This window comes from Staphylococcus americanisciuri (genome assembly GCF_024814435.1).
In the GTDB taxonomy this organism is placed as follows: Bacteria; Bacillota; Bacilli; order Staphylococcales; family Staphylococcaceae; genus Staphylococcus; species Staphylococcus americanisciuri.
Genome location: NZ_JANUXY010000004.1, coordinates 15875 through 37347 on the forward strand (window position 1 = coordinate 15875; position 21473 = coordinate 37347).

A 21473-nucleotide genomic window follows, 5' to 3' on the forward strand; every position below is an offset into this window, starting at 1 on the left:
TTGAATGTCAGAACAGATCCCTAAAATTGATAATATGTTTCTTAAAGAGCAACGCTTACGCCAACTAAAAAAGCGACGACGCATACAGCTTGGGGTTGTTTTAGGTCTTGTATTGCTTGTCATCTTAATATTGGCATATATGTATACGCCTGTTAGTATTGTGAAACAAGTCTCAGTGAGTGGTAATCATTATGTAGCAACAGATTCTGTCAAAAAAGAGCTTAATATTACCAAGGACACAAGGGTTTACTCATATGATAGCAGTGCAGCAGAAGCGCGCATTAAGCAACAGCATGCGCTTGTCAAAAATGTCGAGATTCAAAAAGGACTCTTTAATTCATTACATGTTAAAATTAAAGAGCATGAGATTATCGGTATTATGACTGTAAAAGGAAAAGAAGTACCTATCATCGAAAATGGTGAAATACTCACAAACTTTAAGGAACCTATACCGAATGAAGCACCATATCTCGAAGGCTTCAAAGGGACAGAAAAGCAAAAGTTAGTCGAAGCATTAGGAAAGATGAGTCGAACGATAAGAGCACAAATATCAGAAATTGTTTATGAACCAAAGAAAAATCAACCACATCTCATTCGTCTGTATATGCGAGATGGTATTGAAGTACTTGGCAATACCAAAACAATTGCGAATAAGTTGAAATATTATCCTAGCATGTCCCAAGCATTGGAAAAAGATGAGTCTGGGAACTTGAAGCAGTCAGGCTTTATTGACTTGTCCGTGGGTGCTACTTTTATACCATATAAAAATCTTAATAAAAATAGCAATAGTTCAGCAAGTTCACAACAAGTTGTAAGTAAGACACAACAAGAAGATGAAGCGAAAGATGAGTTACAAAATGCATTGAATAAGATTAAAGAGCAAGAGGAAGATGAATCATAAAGCAAATGATGTATTGAATCATCACTATCATTGATTAATAACATGATAAAAGATGTTTTTGCATGCTCGATTGATTCGGTGATGTTGTTCAAAATGATAGGCGTGCGAAGGCTTACATTTTCTAAAAAACTTTCGTTGTGTTAATCAATTTGGTTACTGTACATTAATTTTTATGAATGCAGGGGTTCTAGAACATAGAGAATCCTTTTAGAAATGTGACGTTTAGAAGTTTTTATGATGAATAAAAAAGTTGGAAAATCAACAGGTTTATAGTTCACATTAGTAGAGTGTTATTGTAAACTTATAATAGTGTAAATATGTAAACAACTGTCAGGAGGTGCCTATCTATGGAAGAGCATTATTATGTTAGTGTAGATATCGGCTCATCAAGCGTGAAAGCGATTGTTGGTGAAAAATTTCATAACGGAATTAATGTGATAGGTACAGGGCAAACCTACACAAGTGGAATAAAAAATGGTTTGATTGATGATTTCGATATTGCCAAACAAGCGATTAAGGATACGATAAAAAAAGCCTCTATCGCCTCAGGCATAGATATTAAAGAAGTTTTCTTGAAATTACCGATTGTTGGTACAGAAGTATACGATGAATCAAATAAGATTGAGTTCCATCAAGATACGGAAATCGACGGAACTCATATTGAAACGGTTTTAGAAGGGATTCGTAGCAAAAACGATGAACCGGATACGGAAGTTATCAATGTCTTTCCAATTCGTTTTGTAGTAGATGATGACAACGAAGTATCTGATCCCAAAGAGCTTGTAGCACGTCATTCATTACAAGTGGATGCAGGTGTTATCGCAATTCATAAGTCCATCCTTATTAATATGATTAAATGTGTCGAATCAAGCGGTGTAGATGTATTGGATGTGTATTCTGACTCATACAACTACCGTTCTATCTTGACGCCGACAGAGCGAGAACTCGGCGCATGTGTCATTGATATTGGTGAAGATTTAACGCAAATTGCTTATTATGAACGCGGTGAGTTATTTGACGCGGATGTTGTGTCGATGGCAGGACGTCATATTACAGACGACATTGCACAATTTTTGAACACAACATATGATGCTGCAGAAAAGATTAAGCAACAATATGGTCACGCATTTTATGATTCAGCTTCTGATCAAGATGTCTTTACTGTAGAACAGCTTGATTCAGAAGAAGTCGCACAATATACACAAAAAGAGTTAAGTGATGTTATAGAAGCGCGTGTTGAAGATATTTTCTTTGCAGTGTTCGACATTTTAGAAGACCTTGACTTAAAGAAAGTCAATGGTGGTTTTGTGGTTACTGGTGGCTCAGCTAATCTGTTAGGTGTGAAAGAATTACTTCAAGATATGGTGAGTGAAAAAGTACGCATACATACGCCTTCACAAATGGGTGTACGCAAACCGGAATTTTCTTCAGCGATTTCTACGATTTCTAGTAGTATTGCTTTTGATGAATTGTTAGATTATGTTACAATAAGTAATCATGATAACGAGGAATTTGAAGAAGAAGTCATAGAAAACGACACGAAAGCTCAAGAATCAAAAGTAAGTGGATTCGAGTCATTCTTTAAGAGAAAACCGAAAAAACAGCCACAAGAACAGTATGCAGACTATGAAAGTGGCGACGCATATGTAGAAAACACAGACGCTGAAAACGGTGAACCAAAGCAAGAAGAAAGTAAATTTAAAAAAATTATGAAATCTCTGTTTGATTGATTGGCTACAAAGATTAGGAGGAAAATTAAATGTTAGAATTTGAACAAGGATTTAATCATTTGGCGACACTTAAAGTCATCGGTGTCGGTGGTGGCGGTAACAACGCTGTTAACCGTATGATCGATCACGGTATGAACAACGTTGAATTTATTGCAATTAATACAGACGGTCAAGCTTTAAACTTATCAAAAGCTGAGTCTAAAATCCAAATCGGTGAAAAATTAACACGTGGTTTAGGGGCTGGTGCCAACCCTGAGATTGGTAAAAAAGCTGCTGAAGAATCACGTGAACAAATTGAAGATGCAATCCAAGGTGCAGACATGGTATTCGTTACAGCTGGTATGGGTGGCGGTACTGGTACAGGTGCAGCGCCTGTTGTAGCCAAAATCGCAAAAGAAATGGGTGCTTTAACTGTAGGTGTTGTGACACGCCCATTTAGCTTTGAAGGACGTAAGCGTCAAACACAAGCAGCGGCTGGTGTTGAATCTATGAAAGCAGCAGTAGATACACTTATTGTTATTCCTAACGATCGTTTATTAGATATTGTTGATAAGTCTACACCAATGATGGAAGCGTTCAAAGAAGCAGATAACGTATTACGTCAAGGTGTTCAAGGTATCTCTGACTTAATCGCTGTATCTGGTGAAGTGAACTTAGACTTTGCTGATGTGAAAACGATTATGTCTAACCAAGGTTCAGCATTGATGGGTATCGGTGTATCTTCAGGTGAAAACCGTGCTGTTGAAGCAGCGAAAAAAGCAATTTCATCACCATTACTTGAAACGTCTATCGTGGGAGCACAAGGCGTACTTATGAACATCACTGGTGGTGAGTCTTTATCGTTATTCGAAGCACAAGAAGCAGCGGATATCGTACAGGATGCTGCTGACGAAGATGTTAACATGATTTTCGGTACAGTAATCAATCCAGAATTGCAAGATGAGATTGTTGTAACAGTTATCGCAACTGGTTTTGAAGACAAACCATCATCACAAGCACGTAAACAAGGTCACTCTGGATTTGGTGCAAGTGCAACACAAGCAGCATCGAAAGAGTCAAGTTTTGGTGGCGGTGTGACATCATCAAGTCAAGATAAAGAAGTAGATAGTGGTCGTGCGCACACAACTGCTGATGATGACATTCCAAGCTTCATCCGTAACAGAGAAGAAAGACGCTCAAGAAGAACACGTCGTTAAGCTTCAGCGTTAGGATAAATATAAGAAATTGCTGGTCAGACAGCAGCTTTTCTTGAATCAACGAAAGTGCTAGGGCAAATGTCATTATTTCATTGTCCTAGCATTTCGTATTTCACTGTATTTTGAGAGCGATACCAGTTGTTATGTGATACTTATGAAGGGGGTGTGTGCGATGGAAGCGTTTGTTCAATATCCACACCATTTATCCTATGAACCAGCTAAGGCAGATGGTATTAACCTTGGCTTTACGACGCGACAAGGTGGACAAAGTGCCTATCCTAAAGGTGCATTCAATATGGCGCGTTATATTGATGATGAAATGAGCAATGTTACACAGCATCAACAAATACTTGCGAGGGAAATCGGTATACCACGTGAGCAATGGGTCTTTCCAATTCAAACGCACGGTCATCAAGTTGTTGAAGTGACAGCCAATGATCGAGGTAAAAATATTGATGTTTTATCAGATGATGTGCTATATGGTGTTGATGGTATGTATACGCATGATAGTGACACGGTTTTAACGATGTGTTATGCGGATTGTGTGCCGATTTATTTCTATAGTCCGAAGCATCACTTTATAGGATTGGTACATGCTGGTTGGAGAGGAACGGTTCAACAGATTGCGTATGAATTGATTCGACAGTTTCCTCATGACTTATCAGATTTATGCGTTGTTATTGGACCGGCAACATCTAATTCATATGAAATTAATGATGATATTCTCGCACACTTTAAGCAGCTCCCAATAGCAATCACAGATTATATCGAGACACGTGGTGACAATCGCCACGGTATTGACTTGAAACGCGCAAATGAACTGCTTTGTATGCATTATGGCATACCACAAGCAAATATTTATACAACGCTGCATGCAACTTCTGAAGAATTAGAGCGCTTTTTCTCGTATCGTGTAGAATGCGGGAAAACAGGTCGAATGCTTGCATTTATATCACAATCAAGTGAAAGGGAGTTGAATGGAGATGACTGTTAAAGATAACTTATCTGAGATTGAAAAGACACTGGCAGCTCATGTGCCAGATAATCATTCATCGTCATTGCCAAACGTGATTGCTGTGACAAAATATGTTACAATAGAGCGAGCTCAAGAGGCTTATGATGCTGGACTGCGTCATTTTGGAGAGAATCGCTTAGAAGGATTTTTAGAGAAGAAAGCGGCACTTCCTGATGATGTCACAATGCACTTTATCGGTTCATTGCAGTCGCGCAAAGTCAAAGATGTCATCAATGAAGTAGACTATTTGCATGCGTTGGATCGTAAAAGTTTAGCTAAAGAGATTAACAAACGTGCAGAACATGAAATTAAGTGTTTTGTCCAAGTCAATGTATCGGGTGAAACCTCGAAACATGGTATTGCATTGGATGAAGTACAGTCATTTATTGAGATGCTTGAAGCATACGAGCATATACGTGTTGTTGGTTTGATGACAATGGCACCGTATACAGATGACGAGACATATTTGAAGTCCATTTTTGAACAACTTAAACATAAACGTGATGAGATTCAAGCGCTTAATCTATCGCATGCGCCTTGTACAGAGTTATCAATGGGCATGAGTAATGATTATGCACTTGCAACAGAAGAAGGCGCAACATTTGTAAGAATTGGCACGCGTCTAGTAGGAAAAGAGGAGTGAACACATGGCAATTAAAGATTTGTTCAACGGATTTTTCACGATTGAAGAGGAAGAAGATACATTTGTAGAAGAACCACAGCAAGAGCGCAAACAACAAACAGAAGCGCCACAAGCGACGAAGCAAGCATCTGAACGTCCACGTGCGTTACAATCTGTTCCTAAAAAGCAACCAACACGTATGAAATCACCGAAGAATGAGCGACAATATCAAGTACCGCAACAAGCGAACTATCAAGGACAAGGGAATGTGGTAAGTATGAATCAGACACAAGAAGTTGAGCAAAATGGCAGCTCGAAAATGTGCTTATTTGAACCACGTGTATTTTCAGACACGCAAGATATTGCTGATGAACTTAAAAACCGTCGTGCAACACTCGTGAATTTACAACGTATTGATCAAGTGTCAGCGAAGCGTATTATTGACTTCCTAAGTGGTACGGTCTATGCGATTGGTGGCGATATTCAGCGTGTCGGCGCAGATATTTTTTTATGCACACCTGACAATGTAGAAGTAGCGGGGAGCATCACAGATCAAATAGAATCAATGGAGACACAATACGAATAAGGAGACTTTTATGAGCGTAGAATTATTAGCAACGATTATGAATTTTATTCTGTTTGTCGTACGCATCTACACAATCGGGATGATTATATATATTTTTATGTCATGGTTACCGGGTGCACGTGAGAGTGTCGTTGGACAATTTATGGCAAAAGTGTATGAGCCATTTTTAGAACCTTTCCGACGCTTTATCCCACCACTTGGAATGATTGATTTGTCACCGATTGTCGCATTTATCGTCTTGAATTTATTTTCTCAAGGGATTGTTGCGATATTCAATATGATTGTTAGACATTTTTATTAAACGATGACGTGTAGCTACGGATAGGCGTGGTTAACTTTCCCGTTCTAAGACGTATATGGTCTTATAGCGGGTTTTTTCATTATCCTGTATCGATAGGAGGTGTTTTAAATAGATATTTACCAACATTTTAGAGCGGAAGAACAACCTATGATTGATACATTATTAGATAAAGTGCGCATGGCAGCAGAACAATATGCGCCGGTATTAACCAATTTCTTAGATCCACGTGGTCAATATATTTTAGAAGTGATTGTGGGAAGTTTTACAGAAATAACTGTGCATTTTAATGGGGGGATGGATGCAGAGCGTTGTCGTGCGATTATAGCACCGGATTACTATGTACCGGATGAAGCAGATTTTGAATTATCATTGATTGAGATTGATTATCCAGAGAAGTTTGTTACAATACAGCACCCGCATATTCTCGGTACCATTATGTCATTAGGGATTGAAAGAGAACAAGTTGGTGATATTATTGTGGGTGAGCGCACGCAGTTTGTTTTGACAAATCAGCTAGAATCTTATATTATGATGGAATTAACAAAGATTAAAGGCGCGGCAGTCAAACTCAATGTCGTTCCACTCCAAGATATGGTACAATCTAAAGCATACTGGCAAACAATTGATGCGACCGTGAGCGCATTACGTCTCGATGTGATACTTAAAGAGATGGTGCGTAAATCACGTACAATTGCGAAAGAACTGATTATACGTAAACGTGTTAAGGTCAATCATACTGTGATAGAAGCTGTAGATTACCAGCTCGAACAAGGCGATTTATTATCTATCCAAGGTTTTGGTAGAGCGCGTATTACTGCAATTGGTAATCGTACAAAAAAAGATAAATTAAGAATAACCTATCAAACATTATTCAAATAGTGTATGATGGAGGAGGGCACTTGTAATGGCTTATACACCAAGCGAAATTAAAAATAAATCATTTACACGAATGAAGAATGGTTTTGAACCGACAGAAGTAGAATCTTACTTGAGTGAATTATCACGTGAGATTGAACGTCTGAAAGAAGATAAAAAGCAACTTGAACAAGTTTTAGCTGAACGTGATGCACACATTCAATCGTTCAAAGAAGTTGAAAAGTCAGTTGGTGAAGCGCTTGTTAGTGCACAGCGCGCGGCAGATGAGACGAAAGCAGCAGCGCAGAAGGAACATGATGTGATTATCGCTAAAGCAAAAGCTGAAGGTGATCGCATTGTGAACGATAGTCTTGAAAAAGCACGTCGTATGGCGTTCCAAACAGAAGATATGAAACGTCAATCAAAAATTTTCCGTTCTCGTTTCAAAATGTTAGTTGAAGCGCAATTAGATTTATTGAAGAATGACGATTGGGATTATTTGCTCAACTATGATTTGGATGCACAGCAAGTAACAGAAGAGAACTTTGCACATTTGAATCAACAAGATATTACAGAAGCTGACAAATCAAACCAATCGAAAGAGACAGAAAAAGAAGAAAAAACAGAATCAAAAGAGGCAGACAAGCAAGAAAAATAAGTGATGACCTCAGCGAGCTAGGGATGGTGCGAGCCTAGTGGATGACCTTTTCTTGTATCACTGACTTTTTAATATTATATATTTTAACGAGAGAACTCTAAGCTGAGTTAATCAGGGTGGTACCGCGGTATGTCCGTCCCTGTTAGTTGAGCTTAGAGTTCTTTCTAGTATAAAGGAGTGTATAGGGATATGGAGTACAAAGATACGTTATTAATGCCAAAAACTAAATTTCCAATGCGTGGAGGATTGCCAAACAAAGAACCACAAATTCAAGAAACTTGGCGTGAACAAGATTTATATCACAAGTTATTAGAGAAAAATGAAGGAAACCCACATTTCATTTTGCATGATGGGCCACCATATGCGAATGGTGATGTTCACATGGGACACGCACTGAATAAAATTCTAAAAGATTTTATCGTGCGTTATAAAACAATGCAAGGCTTCTATACACCTTATGTACCAGGTTGGGATACACACGGTTTGCCAATCGAGCAAGCGTTAACGAAAAAAGGTGTGAAGCGTAAAGAAATGTCTACCGCTGAATTCCGTAAAATGTGTGAAGCGTTTGCGATGGAGCAAGTGGAAAACCAAAAAGCCAACTTCCGTCGTTTAGGAGTAAATGGAGATTTTGATAATCCGTATATCACATTGAAACCTGAATTCGAAGCAGCACAAATCCGTGTCTTTGGTGAAATGGCAGACCGCGGTTTAATCTATAAAGGGAAAAAGCCTGTGTACTGGTCACCATCTAGTGAATCATCATTGGCTGAAGCGGAAATCGAATATCATGATAAACGTTCAGCATCAATCTATGTTGCATTTGATGTGAAAGATGCGAAAGGTATCGTTGATGAAGATGCGAAATTTATTATCTGGACGACTACACCTTGGACGTTACCAGCGAACGTTGCAATTAGTGTACATCCGGAATTGACATATGTTCAAATGAATGTTGATGGCACGAAATATATCGTGGCTGAAGCGTTAGTAGACGAAGTGGCTGAACAACTTGGTTGGGATAAAGAAACAATCGTCCGTGAAAAAGAAGTGAAAGGTTCAGACCTTGAATATGTAGAAGCACAACATCCATTTATCGATCGTGTATCACTTGTAATCAACGGTGAACATGTTACAACAGATGCTGGTACAGGTTGTGTACATACAGCACCTGGACACGGGGAAGATGACTATATTGTTGGACAAAAATACGACTTAGAAGTTATTAGCCCAGTTGATGCGAAAGGTGTTTTCACTGAAGAAGCAGGACAATTCGCAGGTATGTTCTACGATGCGGCTAACAAAGAAATTACAGAATTATTGAAAGAAAAAGGTGCTTTATTAAAACTGAACTTTATTACACACAGTTATCCACATGACTGGCGTACGAAAAAACCAGTAATCTTCAGAGCCACACCACAATGGTTTGCGTCAATCTCAAAAGTACGTCAAGATATTTTAGATGCGATTGATCAAACGAAATTCAAAGTGGATTGGGGTAAAACACGTATTTACAACATGATCCGTGACCGTGGAGAATGGGTTATCTCACGTCAACGTGTATGGGGCGTCCCACTACCAGTATTCTATGCTGAAAATGGCGATATCATCATGACAAAAGAAACGGTGTATCACGTGGCTGATTTATTTGAAGAACACGGATCTAACGTTTGGTTCGAGCGTGATGCGAAAGATTTATTACCAGAAGGATTCACACACCCAGGCAGTCCAAACGGTATCTTCACGAAAGAAGAAGACATTATGGATGTTTGGTTTGATTCAGGTTCTTCACATCGTGGTGTATTGGAAACACGTCCGGAATTAAGTTTCCCAGCGGACTTATATTTGGAAGGTAGTGACCAATATCGTGGTTGGTTCAACTCATCAATCACAACATCTGTCGCAACACGTAACGTATCACCATACAAGATGTTGTTATCACATGGTTTCGTTATGGACGGAGAAGGTAAAAAAATGAGTAAATCATTAGGAAATACCATCTTGCCTGAAACTGTTGTAAAACAAAAAGGTGCAGACATTGCGCGTTTATGGGTAAGCTCAGTTGATTATCTTGCAGACGTTCGTATCTCTGATGAAATCTTAAAACAAGTGTCAGATGTTTATCGTAAAATCCGTAACACATTGCGTTTCTTACTTGGTAACGTCAATGATTATAACCCTGAAACAGATAAAGTGGCAGAAAGTGACTTGTTAGAAGTAGATCGTTACATCTTGAATCGTTTACGTGAATTTACAAATAGTACGTTAGAACACTTTGAGAACTACGACTACCTTGATATTTACCAAGAAGTTCAAAACTTTATCAATGTTGAGTTAAGTAATTTCTACTTAGATTACGGTAAAGATATTTTATATATCGAAGCACAATCAGCGCATAAACGTCGCAGCATGCAAACCGTGCTATATGAAATCTTAGTCAATATGACAAAATTACTTGCGCCAATCATTCCACATACAGCAGATGAAGTTTGGTCACATATTGAACAAGAAACAGTAGAAAGTGTTCACTTAACAGACATGCCAAAACCACAAGAAGTGGATCAACAATTACTCGATAAATGGTCACAATTTATGGCATTACGTGACGATGTGAACCGTGCACTTGAAGCAGCGCGTAATGAAAAAATTATCGGTAAATCTTTAGAAGCAAAAGTAGTTATCGGTAAGAGTGAGTCATTTGATACGGTTACATTCTTAAATGATTTCTCTGACTTGCATCAATTATTTATCGTATCTCAAGTTGAAGTGGTAGAGGCGCCAACAGGTCAGGCATATCAACATGCGACAATTGAAATCACACATGCTGATGGTGAAAAGTGTGAACGTTGCTGGAATTATAGCGAAGAACTAGATACAGTTGGCGAGTTAACAAATTTATGTCCGCGCTGTCAACAAGTCGTTAAAACACTTGTATAAGCAAGACGATAACTAAATAGGTGATTAAAACGGGTCATCCTTTGAACAATGTACAATATGTTCGAAGGATGACTTTTCATCTTTAACTATGCGCTCAATTGAAGGTCAGTTAAAAACGCATAGATGAATGATTTAATAACATATTGTGTCGTTAGAAAAAGGCGTTTAATAGTGGGGGACATTAACAGAAAAAGCTATCCAAAAAATGATATAAAAATTAATGAACAGAAAGCACCGTATTATATGTGAAGAATAGTGGCGTTATATACAACTATTTGCGTTTAAGCTGTTTCTGCATTAGTAATTTGAAGCTTGAGTACCGTTCTCTGATGTCAAGTGGTATAATAAAGCAATGAATCCATAAGGAAAGGATTATTGAAATGAAACGACATTATTATATTGGATTGTCGCTCTTTATATTTATTGCTGTATTGATTGCAGATCAATTGACAAAATGGGTGGTTGCGACAAAAATGACAATTGGTGAGTCTTTCACAGTTGTACCGAACTTTTTATCGATTACCTCACATCGTAATAATGGTGCAGCTTGGGGGATTCTAAGTGGTCAGATGGGCTTTTTCATTTTGATTACTATCGTGATTATTATTGCACTAGTTGTTTTTTATATTAAAGAGGCAAAGAATAATATGCTGATGCAGATTGCTATAAGTTTATTGCTTGCAGGGGCATTTGGTAACTTTATAGATCGTATATTAAATGGAGAAGTAGTAGACTTTGTGAATACATTCATATTTGGCTATGATTTTCCAATTTTTAATATTGCAGATGCGAGTTTGACGATTGGCGTAGGCCTGCTCGTTATTCTCCTATTAACAGATAAAACAAATGATAAGAGAAAGGTGTAATTTATGGAACAACATCAATTTATAATAGAAGATGCATCACATCATTTACAGCGTATTGACAAAGTATTGCCAAGTTTCAATACGGATTGGTCGCGCAGTCAAATTCAAGATTGGATCAAAGAAGGATTGGTTGCGGTCAATGATAAGGCAGTCAAGTCGAACTATAAGCTTAAGTTAGGCGATCAAGTGGTTGTGACAGAAAAAGAAGTCATCGAGGCAGATATACAACCGGAAAATCTCAACTTGGATATTTATTATGAAGATGAAGATGTAGCAATTGTTTACAAGCCAAAAGGTATGGTGGTGCACCCTTCTGCAGGACACTATTCTGGAACACTTGTTAATGGTTTGATGTATCAAATTAAAGATTTGTCAGGTATTAATGGCGAGATTCGCCCGGGGATTGTGCATCGTATTGATAAAGACACATCAGGTTTGTTAATGATTGCTAAAAATGACGTTGCGCATCGAGCGCTCGTAGAACAATTAATGGCAAAAACGGTGACTCGTAAATATACAGCACTGGTACATGGTCATATTCCGCACGAATTTGGAACGATTGATGCGCCGATTGGACGTAACAAGAATGATCGTCAATCTATGGCAGTAGAAGATGACGGCAAACCGGCTGTGACACATTTCAATGTTCTAGAAAATTTCAAAAATCATACGTTGGTATCATGTCAATTAGAAACTGGTCGTACGCACCAAATTCGTGTGCATATGAAGTATATTGGCTATCCATTAGTAGGGGATCCAAAGTATGGACCAAAGAAAACACCAGATATAGGTGGACAGGCACTTCATGCAGGCGTGATTGGATTTGAGCATCCGCGTACAGGTGAATACATTGAACGTACAGCACCGCTACCAGAGTCATTTGAAGCGGTTATTGAACAGGCACGTCGAGAAGAAATCTAAAGGATTGAGACATCATTCATTTAGATACTAGAAAACTGATTACCAGTGTTTTAGGCGTAGAGTTTTGGCGCTATTGTCGTGATGTGAATCATAAAAATGATATACACATCACATCGTTTTTGTTTATGTCCTAAATGTTTCTCTCACAACTGTGTAGCTTTTTCATGAATTGTTTTGACAAGTTGCCTAAAAAAAGGTAAGATTAGTAACAGAAAACAAAATGACAACGTCTTTAAATGGAGTCCAGAGAGGCTCGAAAGACATGATATATACGAAAAGAAGCAATGGCTTGTTGGATGTTGGCGTACGAGAGACGTCTATCCATGTATTAAGGCTATTTCAGCTTTAGTTAAACTCATGTCTATAAGGCGTGAGTTTTTTGTATGTATAGGAGGGTTTACGTTGACAAGTCGTATTATTTTGGATGAATCTGCCATCAATCGTACATTGACGCGTATTGCGCATGAAATCTTGGAATACAACAAAGGCTCTGAAAATTTAGCATTACTAGGTATCAAAACACGTGGTGAATTTTTAGCAAAACGTATTCAGCAGAAGATTCAACAGATTGAAGCGGTAGATGTACCGACGGGAACGATTGATATTACTAGCTTTCGTGATGATAAAGATGCACGTCATGCAGTCAGTGATAAGACGTATATGATTGATACGGATTTGAACAATCGTGTAGTTATTATTGTCGATGATGTTCTTTATACAGGAAGAACCGTGCGTGCGTCACTCGATGCGATATTGTTGCACAGTCGCCCCCAAAAAATTGGACTAGCGACACTTGTTGACCGTGGTCATCGAGAGTTACCTATTCGTGCGGATTTTGTTGGTAAAAATATTCCGACATCACATGAAGAATCAGTCAATGTTTATCTAACAGAAACAGATGATCGCAATGCGGTTGTCATTACATAGAATGACCTTTTAATTCAGTACGAGAGACTGGCAAAGGTATATTGTAACAATGGTTTGATGTATATCATGAAACGACCAGTGGATGAAAATCTGCGTGTATCGATGGATGATAATGTCTAAAAATGCTGACTTGTTACGTGCTACCAGTCTCTTAACGGAAATGTTAAGGGACTTTTTTTATGAAGAAAGGAAGAACAACATGGAAAACGAACAAATGTTTAAACGAACAGCGACACCTGTGTTGGATGTCAATGAAAAACCAAATGCAGGACAGTGGGCATTTTTAAGCTTACAACATTTATTTGCAATGTTTGGTGCGACGGTATTAGTTCCATTTTTAACAGGCTTACCTGTATCATCTGCATTGCTTGCATCAGGGATTGGGACATTACTCTACATTTTTATTACAAAAGGAAAGATTCCAGCATATCTTGGCTCGAGTTTTGCATTTATTACACCCATCATTACAGGGTTGAGTACGAATAGCCTTGGAGATATGTTAGTGGCACTCTTTATGAGTGGTGTGATGTATGTCATCATTGGTATCGCAATTCGCATGAGTGGGACCAACTGGTTAATGCAATTGTTGCCACCAGTTGTAGTTGGACCGGTTATTATGGTTATCGGATTAAGTTTAGCGCCAACAGCGGTCAACATGGCAATGTTTGAAAATTCAAGTGCGATGAAGGATTATAACTTAACATATGTGACGGTTGCAGCGATTACGTTGTTTGTCACACTTTTCGTGCAAGGCTTTGCAAAAGGTTTCTTCTCACTTATTCCAGTACTTATAGGAATTATTGTGGGATATATTACGGCGATTTTCTTTGGAATTGTTGACTTTAAACCGGTTGCTGAAGCAGGCTGGTTCCAATTCCCAGACATCTACATTCCGTTTGTAGATTACCAACCTTCATTACATCTTGGGCTCATTGCAGTGATGCTACCGATTGTGTTTGTGACAGTAAGTGAACATATCGGGCATCAAATGGTCATCAATAAGATTGTTGGACGTAACTTCTTCAAAGATCCCGGCTTACATCGCTCAATTATTGGAGACGGGGTATCTACAATGTTTTCAAGTATTATCGGTGGTCCGCCAAGTACAACATATGGTGAAAACATTGGCGTGCTAGCCATTACAAAAATTTACAGTATCTATGTCATCGGTGGCGCAGCTGTCATCGCAATTATGCTTGGTTTTGTTGGTAAGTTTACAGCATTGGTATCATCTATTCCAACACCAGTTATGGGAGGGGTATCTATCTTGCTGTTTGGTACAATCGCTGCAAGTGGTTTGCGTATGATTGTTGAAAGTCAAGTGGACTTTGCGAAAAACCGCAACTTAGTTATTGCCTCAGTTATCTTAGTTATTGGAATTGGTAACATGATGTTGAACTTATCCGATGTCGGTGTACAGCTGACAATCGAAGGCATGGCATTATCAGCAACTGCAGGTATTGTCTTAAACTTATTATTACCAAAAAACTAACTAGTAAGGGGAGAATTTATGATGGAACATCTTGTCTCTATGGCAAACTTAACGATTGAAGAAATGCAACATTTGATTGATACAGCAATACAGTACAAAAAGGGTCAGGTACATCCTAACCTCAAAGGTAAATATATCGCCAATTTGTTTTTTGAGAACTCAACGCGTACCAAATGCAGCTTTGAAATGGCTGAACAACGCCTAGATATGAAAGTGATTAACTTTGATACAGCGACATCATCAGTAAACAAAGGAGAATCATTGTACGATACATGTCGAACACTCCAAAGCATTGGTTGTGATGCGCTCGTAATACGTCATCAAGAAAATGATTACTACAATCAGTTATTGAACATGGGTGTACCGATTATTAATGCGGGAGATGGCAGTGGGCAACATCCAACACAAAGCTTGCTGGACTTAATGACAATCTATGAAGAATTTGGTCGCTTTGAAGGCTTAAAGGTTGTTATCTGTGGGGATATTAAAAATTCGAGAGTCGCACGTAGCAATTACCATAGCTTAACAGCACTCGGTGCGGAAGTCGTATTCTCGAGCCCTGAAATTTGGCAAGACGATCAAATGCCAGGTGACTATGTGGACTTAGATGATGTGATATCAGATGTGGATATTGTGATGTTGTTACGTGTACAACATGAGCGACATAGTGAGGGAGAACCACAATTTGACGCAGCAACATATCATGAACGCTATGGTTTATCTCAAAAACGTTATGATCAGATGGCAGAACAAGCAATTATTATGCATCCAGCACCAGTGAACCGTGGTGTAGAAATTGCAGATTGTTTGGTAGAAGCACCTAAGTCGCGTATTTTTAAACAGATGGAAAACGGCGTGTATATACGCATGGCTGTATTAACTGAAACAATACAATCTTAAAGGAGCGAGATAAGATGAAATTAATCAAAAATGCACAAATTTTAGAAGCAGGAACTTTAACAAAAGCAGATGTCTTAATTGAAGAAAAAACAATTAAACAAATTGCCCCGGAGATTGAACAAACAGATGAGATGACAGTCATCGATGCAAAAGGTCAATTTTTGGCACCGGGATTCGTCGATGTACATGTGCACTTGAGAGAACCGGGTGGCGAACATAAAGAAACGATTGAAACAGGGACATTAGCGGCAGCTCGTGGTGGTTTTACAACGGTATGTCCAATGCCAAATACGAAGCCAGTACCAGATTCAGTTGAAAATATGGAAAAGTTAAACCAATTAATTGCGGATAATGCACATGTTCGTGTATTACCATATGCGGCGATTACAGAACGTCAAGCAGGGAAACAACATGTTGATTTTGAAGCATTAACACAACAAGGTGCATTCGCATTTACAGATGACGGAGTGGGTGTACAAGAAGCAGCGATGATGTATGAGGCAATGCAACAAGCGAAAGCGCAAGGCAAAGCAATCGTTGCACACTGTGAAGATAACAGCTTAATCTATGGTGGCGCAATGCATGAAGGAAAACGCAGTGCAGAGTTAGGTATCCCAGGTATTCCTAACATTTGTGAATCTGTTCAAATTGCACGTGATGTATTGTTAAGTGAAGCAACAGGTTGTCACTATCATGTATGTCATGTGTCAACAAAAGAGAGTGTACGTGTCATTCGTGATGCAAAACGTGCAGGTATTCATGTAACAGCAGAAGTAACACCACATCATTTATTGTTAACAGAAGATGATGTACCTGGTGACAATGCGATGTATAAAATGAATCCACCATTACGCAGTCAGGCAGATAAAGCAGCGTTAATCGAAGGGTTATTGGATGGTACGATTGATTGTATCGCAACAGACCATGCACCACATGCTGCAGATGAAAAAGCACAAACGATGACACGTGCGCCATTCGGTATCGTTGGTAGTGAAACAGCATTCCCATTGCTATATACACACTATGTAAAAACGGGTGAATGGTCATTACAACAATTAGTTGACTACTTAACAATTAAGCCAGCAGAAACATTTAACTTGCCATACGGTCGTCTTGCGGAAGGCGAATTGGCTGACTTAACGTTAATCAATTTGGAAGATGAATTTGAGATTAAAGCAGAAGACTTCTTATCAAAAGCAACAAATACACCATTCGTGGGTGAAAAAGTGTACGGCAACCCAGTCTTAACAATGGTTGAAGGTGACATTCGATATGAGGGGGCACACGCATAATGTTTGAAAAGCGTTATATCGTTCTAGAAGATGGTACGTATTACACAGGGTTTAAGTTAGGATCAGACAACTTAACAAAAGGTGAAATTGTGTTCAATACAGCGATGACAGGCTATCAAGAGACGATTTCAGACCCGTCGTATACTGGACAAATTATTACGTTCACTTATCCGCTTATCGGGAACTATGGTATTAACTATGATGACTTTGAATCTTTAACACCAACATTAAACGGGGTAGTCGTGAAAGAAGCTTGTACATATCCAAGTAACTTCCGCGCACAAAAGTCATTTGACGAAGTATTGAAAGAATATGACATCCCAGGAATTAGCGGTGTCGATACGCGCAGTATTACAAAAAAAATTCGAGAGCATGGTGTGTTAAAAGCAGCATTTGTTGATAATGCAGAAGAAATTGATGCGATGATTGAAACACTCAAAACAATCGAATTACCGAGAACAGAAGTGCCAACAGTTTCTACAAAATCACCATATGTATCAACTGGTTTCGATAAACGTGTTGTACTTGTAGATTTTGGTAAAAAACAAAATATCGTACGCGAATTGAATGCACGTGGTTGTGAAGTAACAGTTGTACCATACGATACAACAGCTGAAGAAATTCTTAAAATGTCACCAGACGGCGTGATGTTGTCGAACGGCCCTGGAGATCCAGATGACGTAGAAGTGGCGCTAGATATGATTAATGGTATTTTAGGTAAAATTCCATTCTTCGGTATTTGCCTTGGTCATCAGTTATTCGCATTATCACAAGGTGCAACATCATTCAAAATGAAGTTCGGTCACCGTGGTGCAAACCATCCTGTTAAAGACTTAGCGACAGGCAAAATCGCCTTAACAAGTCAAAACCATGGGTATGCGATCGATGCAGATTCAATCGAAAAGACAGACCTTGAAATTACACATATCGCTTTAAATGACGGAACTGTTGAAGGCTTGAAACACAAAACATTACCAGCCTTTTCTGTCCAGTATCATCCAGAAGCATGTCCTGGTCCGACAGATTCAAACTACTTATTTGATCAATTCATTGATTTAATGGAAGAAAACACAAAAAAGGAGCGCGTTCACAATGCCTAAAAGAAATGATATTCAAACAATTCTTGTGATTGGGTCAGGTCCAATCATTATCGGTCAAGCAGCAGAGTTTGACTATGCGGGAACGCAAGCATGTCTCGCTTTGAAAGAAGAGGGGTACCGTGTCATCCTTGTGAATTCCAACCCAGCAACGATTATGACGGATAAAGAAATCGCTGACAAAGTGTATATTGAGCCGTTAACACATGATTTTATTGCACGCATTATCCGCAAAGAACAACCGGATGCACTTCTTCCAACGCTTGGTGGTCAAACAGGTCTGAATATGGCAATCGAACTGCATGAGAGTGGCGTGTTGGAGTCTAATAATGTACAGTTACTTGGAACAGAACTTGCGTCTATTAACCAAGCGGAAGATAGAGAGCTATTCCGTGCGTTAATGAATGATTTGGATGTACCTGTACCAGAAAGTGATATTGTTAATACGCTTGAACAAGCATTTGCGTTTAAAGAACAAGTGGGCTATCCATTAATCGTGCGTCCTGCCTTTACAATGGGCGGTACCGGTGGTGGTATTTGTTATAACGATGAAGAATTACATGAAGTTGTATCAAATGGTCTGAAATATAGCCCGGCAACACAGTGTTTGATCGAAAAATCAATTGCAGGTTATAAAGAGATTGAATATGAAGTGATGCGTGATAAAAACGATAATGCAATCGTTGTATGTAACATGGAAAACATTGATCCTGTTGGTATTCATACGGGCGACTCTGTTGTGGTTGCACCAAGTCAAACATTATCAGACGTTGAATATCAAATGTTGCGTGATGTGTCGTTGAAAGTAATCCGTGCGTTAGGTATCGAAGGTGGTTGTAACGTACAACTTGCGTTAGACCCACACTCAATGAATTACTACATTATCGAAGTGAATCCACGTGTGTCACGTTCATCAGCTTTGGCATCGAAAGCGACAGGGTATCCAATTGCGAAACTTGCGGCAAAAATTGCAGTCGGTATGACATTGGATGAGATGAAAAACCCTGTTACAGGAACATCATATGCAGCATTTGAACCTAGCTTGGACTATATTGTCTCCAAAATTCCACGTTTCCCATTCGATAAGTTTGAAAAAGGGGAACGAGAATTAGGAACTCAAATGAAAGCGACTGGGGAAGTTATGTCAATCGGTCGTACATACGAAGAGTCTTTATTAAAAGCAATTCGTTCACTCGAATATGGCGTGCATCACTTAGGCTTGCCAAATGGCGAATCATTTGACCTTGAATACATTAAAAAGCGTATTGAAGCGCAAGATGATGAACGTCTGTTCTTTATCGGAGAAGCGATTCGACGTGGTACAACGCTAGAAGAACTGCATGAAATGACAAAAATTGACTACTTCTTCTTGCATAAATTTAAAAACATCATCGATATTGAACATACGTTAAAAGAGCATAAAGGCGATATTGATTACTTAAAATTGGCGAAACGATACGGCTTCAGTGACCGTACAATCGCACACCGCTTCGAAATGACAGAAGCAGATGTTTTCGCCTTACGTCAACAACATGGCATTAAACCAGTCTACAAGATGGTAGATACATGTGCGGCAGAATTTGAATCTGCAACGCCATATTACTACGGCACATATGAAGAAGAAAATGAATCAATCGTCACAGAAAAAGAAAAAATTATCGTACTTGGTTCTGGTCCAATCCGTATCGGTCAAGGTGTGGAATTCGACTATGCGACAGTACATGCAGTATGGGCAATCCAAAATGCAGGTTATGAAGCAATTATCGTGAACAACAACCCAGAAACAGTATCAACAGACTTCTCAATTTCTGATAAGTTGTACTTCGAGCCACTAACAGAAGAAGATGTGATGAGTATTATTGACCTTGAGCAACCAAAAGGTGTTGTTGTGCAATTCGGTGGTCAAACGGCAATCAACTTGGCAGACAAGCTCGCAAAACATGGTGTTAAAATCCTTGGTACATCATTAGAAGACTTGAACCGTGCAGAAGATCGTAAAGAGTTTGAAGCATTGTTACGCAATATTGATGTGCCACAACCAAAAGGAAAAACAGCGACATCAGCACAAGAAGCGTTAGATAACGCACGTGAAATCGGCTATCCAGTCGTTGTACGTCCATCATACGTACTCGGTGGTCGTGCGATGGAGATTGTCTACAACGACGATGAATTGCATAACTATATGACGGAAGCGGTAAAAGCAAGTCCAGACCATCCGGTACTTGTTGACCGCTACTTAACAGGTAAAGAGATAGAGGTAGATGCGATTTGTGATGGTGAGACAGTCATTATTCCAGGTATTATGGAACATATCGAGCGTGCGGGTGTGCACTCAGGTGACTCGATTGCAGTTTACCCACCACAAACATTGTCACAAGATGAAATTGATACATTAGAAGCTTATACAATCAAATTGGCGAAAGGTTTAAACATTGTCGGTTTGATTAATATTCAATTTGTTCTTGCACATGATGGCGTGTATGTCTTAGAAGTGAACCCACGTGCGAGCCGTACCGTACCATTCTTAAGTAAGATTACAGGTATTCAAATGGCGCAATTGGCAATGCGTGCGATTATGGGTGAAAAGTTGTCATCACTTGGTTTTGAACAAGGCATACAACCATATCAAGAAGGCGTATTTGTTAAAGCACCAGTATTCAGCTTTAATAAATTGAAAAACGTCGACATTACACTCGGACCTGAGATGAAATCGACAGGTGAGGTTATGGGTCGTGACTTGACGCTTGAAAAAGCATTATTTAAAGGTTTAACTGCTTCAGGCATGACTGTGAAAGATTATGGTACGGCCTTGATTACGGTTAGCGATAAAGATAAAGACGAAATGGTTAAAATCGCACAACGCTTGAATGCTGTTGGTTATAAAATTATCGCTACAGCAGGCACAGCACAAAAGTTAGCAGAGCACGATATTAAAGTTGAAACGGTCGGCAAAATTGGTGGTCATGACGACTTGATTTCAAAAATTCAAGCAGGCGATGTCCAAATTGTCATTAATACGATGACGAAAGGGAAAACAATCGAACGAGATGGTTTCCAAATCCGTCGTACATCAGTAGAGAACGGCGTACCATGCTTGACATCATTAGATACAGCGAATGCATTAACGAACGTCATTGAAAGTATGACATTTTCAATGCGTAATATGTAGGAGGGACG

Annotated in this window: 18 protein-coding genes; all 18 read left to right on the forward strand. The window is 39.0% G+C overall.

Annotated features, from left to right (window positions below):
* Window positions 1–4 precede the first annotated feature (4 nt).
* Complete coding sequence (locus NXS11_RS04655; RefSeq protein ID WP_259199390.1) at window positions 5–901, forward strand: cell division protein FtsQ/DivIB; 897 nt, start codon at window positions 5–7, stop codon at window positions 899–901.
* 347 nt (window positions 902–1248) lie between these two features.
* Window positions 1249–2631 (forward strand): cell division protein FtsA, encoded by a 1383-nt coding sequence (ftsA, locus tag NXS11_RS04660; protein WP_259199391.1) that lies wholly within the window; start codon window positions 1249–1251, stop codon window positions 2629–2631.
* Between the two features lie 29 nt (window positions 2632–2660).
* A complete protein-coding gene (gene ftsZ / locus NXS11_RS04665; protein WP_259199392.1) occupies window positions 2661–3827 on the forward strand; it encodes a cell division protein FtsZ in 1167 nt (388 codons plus the stop codon).
* Between the two features lie 172 nt (window positions 3828–3999).
* Complete coding sequence (gene pgeF, locus NXS11_RS04670; protein WP_259199393.1) at window positions 4000–4821, forward strand: peptidoglycan editing factor PgeF; 822 nt, start codon at window positions 4000–4002, stop codon at window positions 4819–4821.
* On the forward strand, window positions 4811–5485 hold the full coding sequence (locus NXS11_RS04675) for a YggS family pyridoxal phosphate-dependent enzyme (protein WP_259199394.1): 675 nt from the start codon (window positions 4811–4813) through the stop codon (window positions 5483–5485). The genes pgeF and NXS11_RS04675 overlap by 11 nt, the downstream gene beginning before the upstream one ends.
* Before the next feature lie 4 nt (window positions 5486–5489).
* A complete protein-coding gene (locus NXS11_RS04680; protein ID WP_259199395.1) occupies window positions 5490–6050 on the forward strand; it encodes a cell division protein SepF in 561 nt (186 codons plus the stop codon).
* Window positions 6051–6060: 10 nt separating this feature from the next.
* Window positions 6061–6351: a YggT family protein gene (locus NXS11_RS04685; RefSeq protein WP_259199396.1), complete on the forward strand. Its 291-nt coding sequence runs from the start codon at window positions 6061–6063 to the stop codon at window positions 6349–6351.
* 147 nt (window positions 6352–6498) lie between these two features.
* The gene (locus NXS11_RS04690; RefSeq protein ID WP_259199398.1) at window positions 6499–7230 is read left to right on the forward strand and encodes a YlmH family RNA-binding protein; all 732 of its coding nucleotides are present in this window, start codon (window positions 6499–6501) and stop codon (window positions 7228–7230) included.
* 25 nt (window positions 7231–7255) lie between these two features.
* The gene (locus tag NXS11_RS04695) at window positions 7256–7864 is read left to right on the forward strand and encodes a DivIVA domain-containing protein (RefSeq protein ID WP_259199400.1); all 609 of its coding nucleotides are present in this window, start codon (window positions 7256–7258) and stop codon (window positions 7862–7864) included.
* A gap of 189 nt (window positions 7865–8053) precedes the next feature.
* Window positions 8054–10801 carry an isoleucine--tRNA ligase gene (gene ileS / locus NXS11_RS04700; RefSeq protein WP_259199401.1) on the forward strand — a complete coding sequence of 916 codons (2748 nt, stop codon included), beginning with the start codon at window positions 8054–8056 and terminating at the stop codon, window positions 10799–10801.
* Window positions 10802–11181: 380 nt separating this feature from the next.
* Window positions 11182–11667 (forward strand): signal peptidase II, encoded by a 486-nt coding sequence (lspA, locus tag NXS11_RS04705; protein ID WP_259199403.1) that lies wholly within the window; start codon window positions 11182–11184, stop codon window positions 11665–11667.
* Window positions 11668–11670: 3 nt separating this feature from the next.
* The gene (locus tag NXS11_RS04710; protein WP_259199405.1) at window positions 11671–12588 is read left to right on the forward strand and encodes an RluA family pseudouridine synthase; all 918 of its coding nucleotides are present in this window, start codon (window positions 11671–11673) and stop codon (window positions 12586–12588) included.
* 402 nt (window positions 12589–12990) lie between these two features.
* Window positions 12991–13515 (forward strand): bifunctional pyr operon transcriptional regulator/uracil phosphoribosyltransferase PyrR, encoded by a 525-nt coding sequence (gene pyrR / locus NXS11_RS04715; RefSeq protein ID WP_259199406.1) that lies wholly within the window; start codon window positions 12991–12993, stop codon window positions 13513–13515.
* 199 nt (window positions 13516–13714) lie between these two features.
* Window positions 13715–15007 (forward strand): solute carrier family 23 protein, encoded by a 1293-nt coding sequence (locus NXS11_RS04720; protein ID WP_259199407.1) that lies wholly within the window; start codon window positions 13715–13717, stop codon window positions 15005–15007.
* A 21-nt stretch (window positions 15008–15028) separates the two neighbouring features.
* Window positions 15029–15907, forward strand: coding sequence for an aspartate carbamoyltransferase catalytic subunit (locus NXS11_RS04725; protein ID WP_259199408.1), 879 nt, complete (start codon window positions 15029–15031; stop codon window positions 15905–15907).
* Window positions 15908–15921: 14 nt separating this feature from the next.
* Entirely contained in the window at window positions 15922–17199 is a 1278-nt protein-coding gene (pyrC, locus tag NXS11_RS04730; protein ID WP_259199409.1) for a dihydroorotase, read from the forward strand.
* The gene (locus NXS11_RS04735) at window positions 17199–18299 is read left to right on the forward strand and encodes a carbamoyl phosphate synthase small subunit (protein ID WP_259199410.1); all 1101 of its coding nucleotides are present in this window, start codon (window positions 17199–17201) and stop codon (window positions 18297–18299) included. Before pyrC ends, NXS11_RS04735 begins: the two co-directional genes overlap by 1 nt.
* A complete protein-coding gene (carB, locus tag NXS11_RS04740) occupies window positions 18292–21465 on the forward strand; it encodes a carbamoyl-phosphate synthase large subunit (RefSeq protein WP_259199412.1) in 3174 nt (1057 codons plus the stop codon). The genes NXS11_RS04735 and carB overlap by 8 nt, the downstream gene beginning before the upstream one ends.
* Window positions 21466–21473 lie beyond the last annotated feature (8 nt).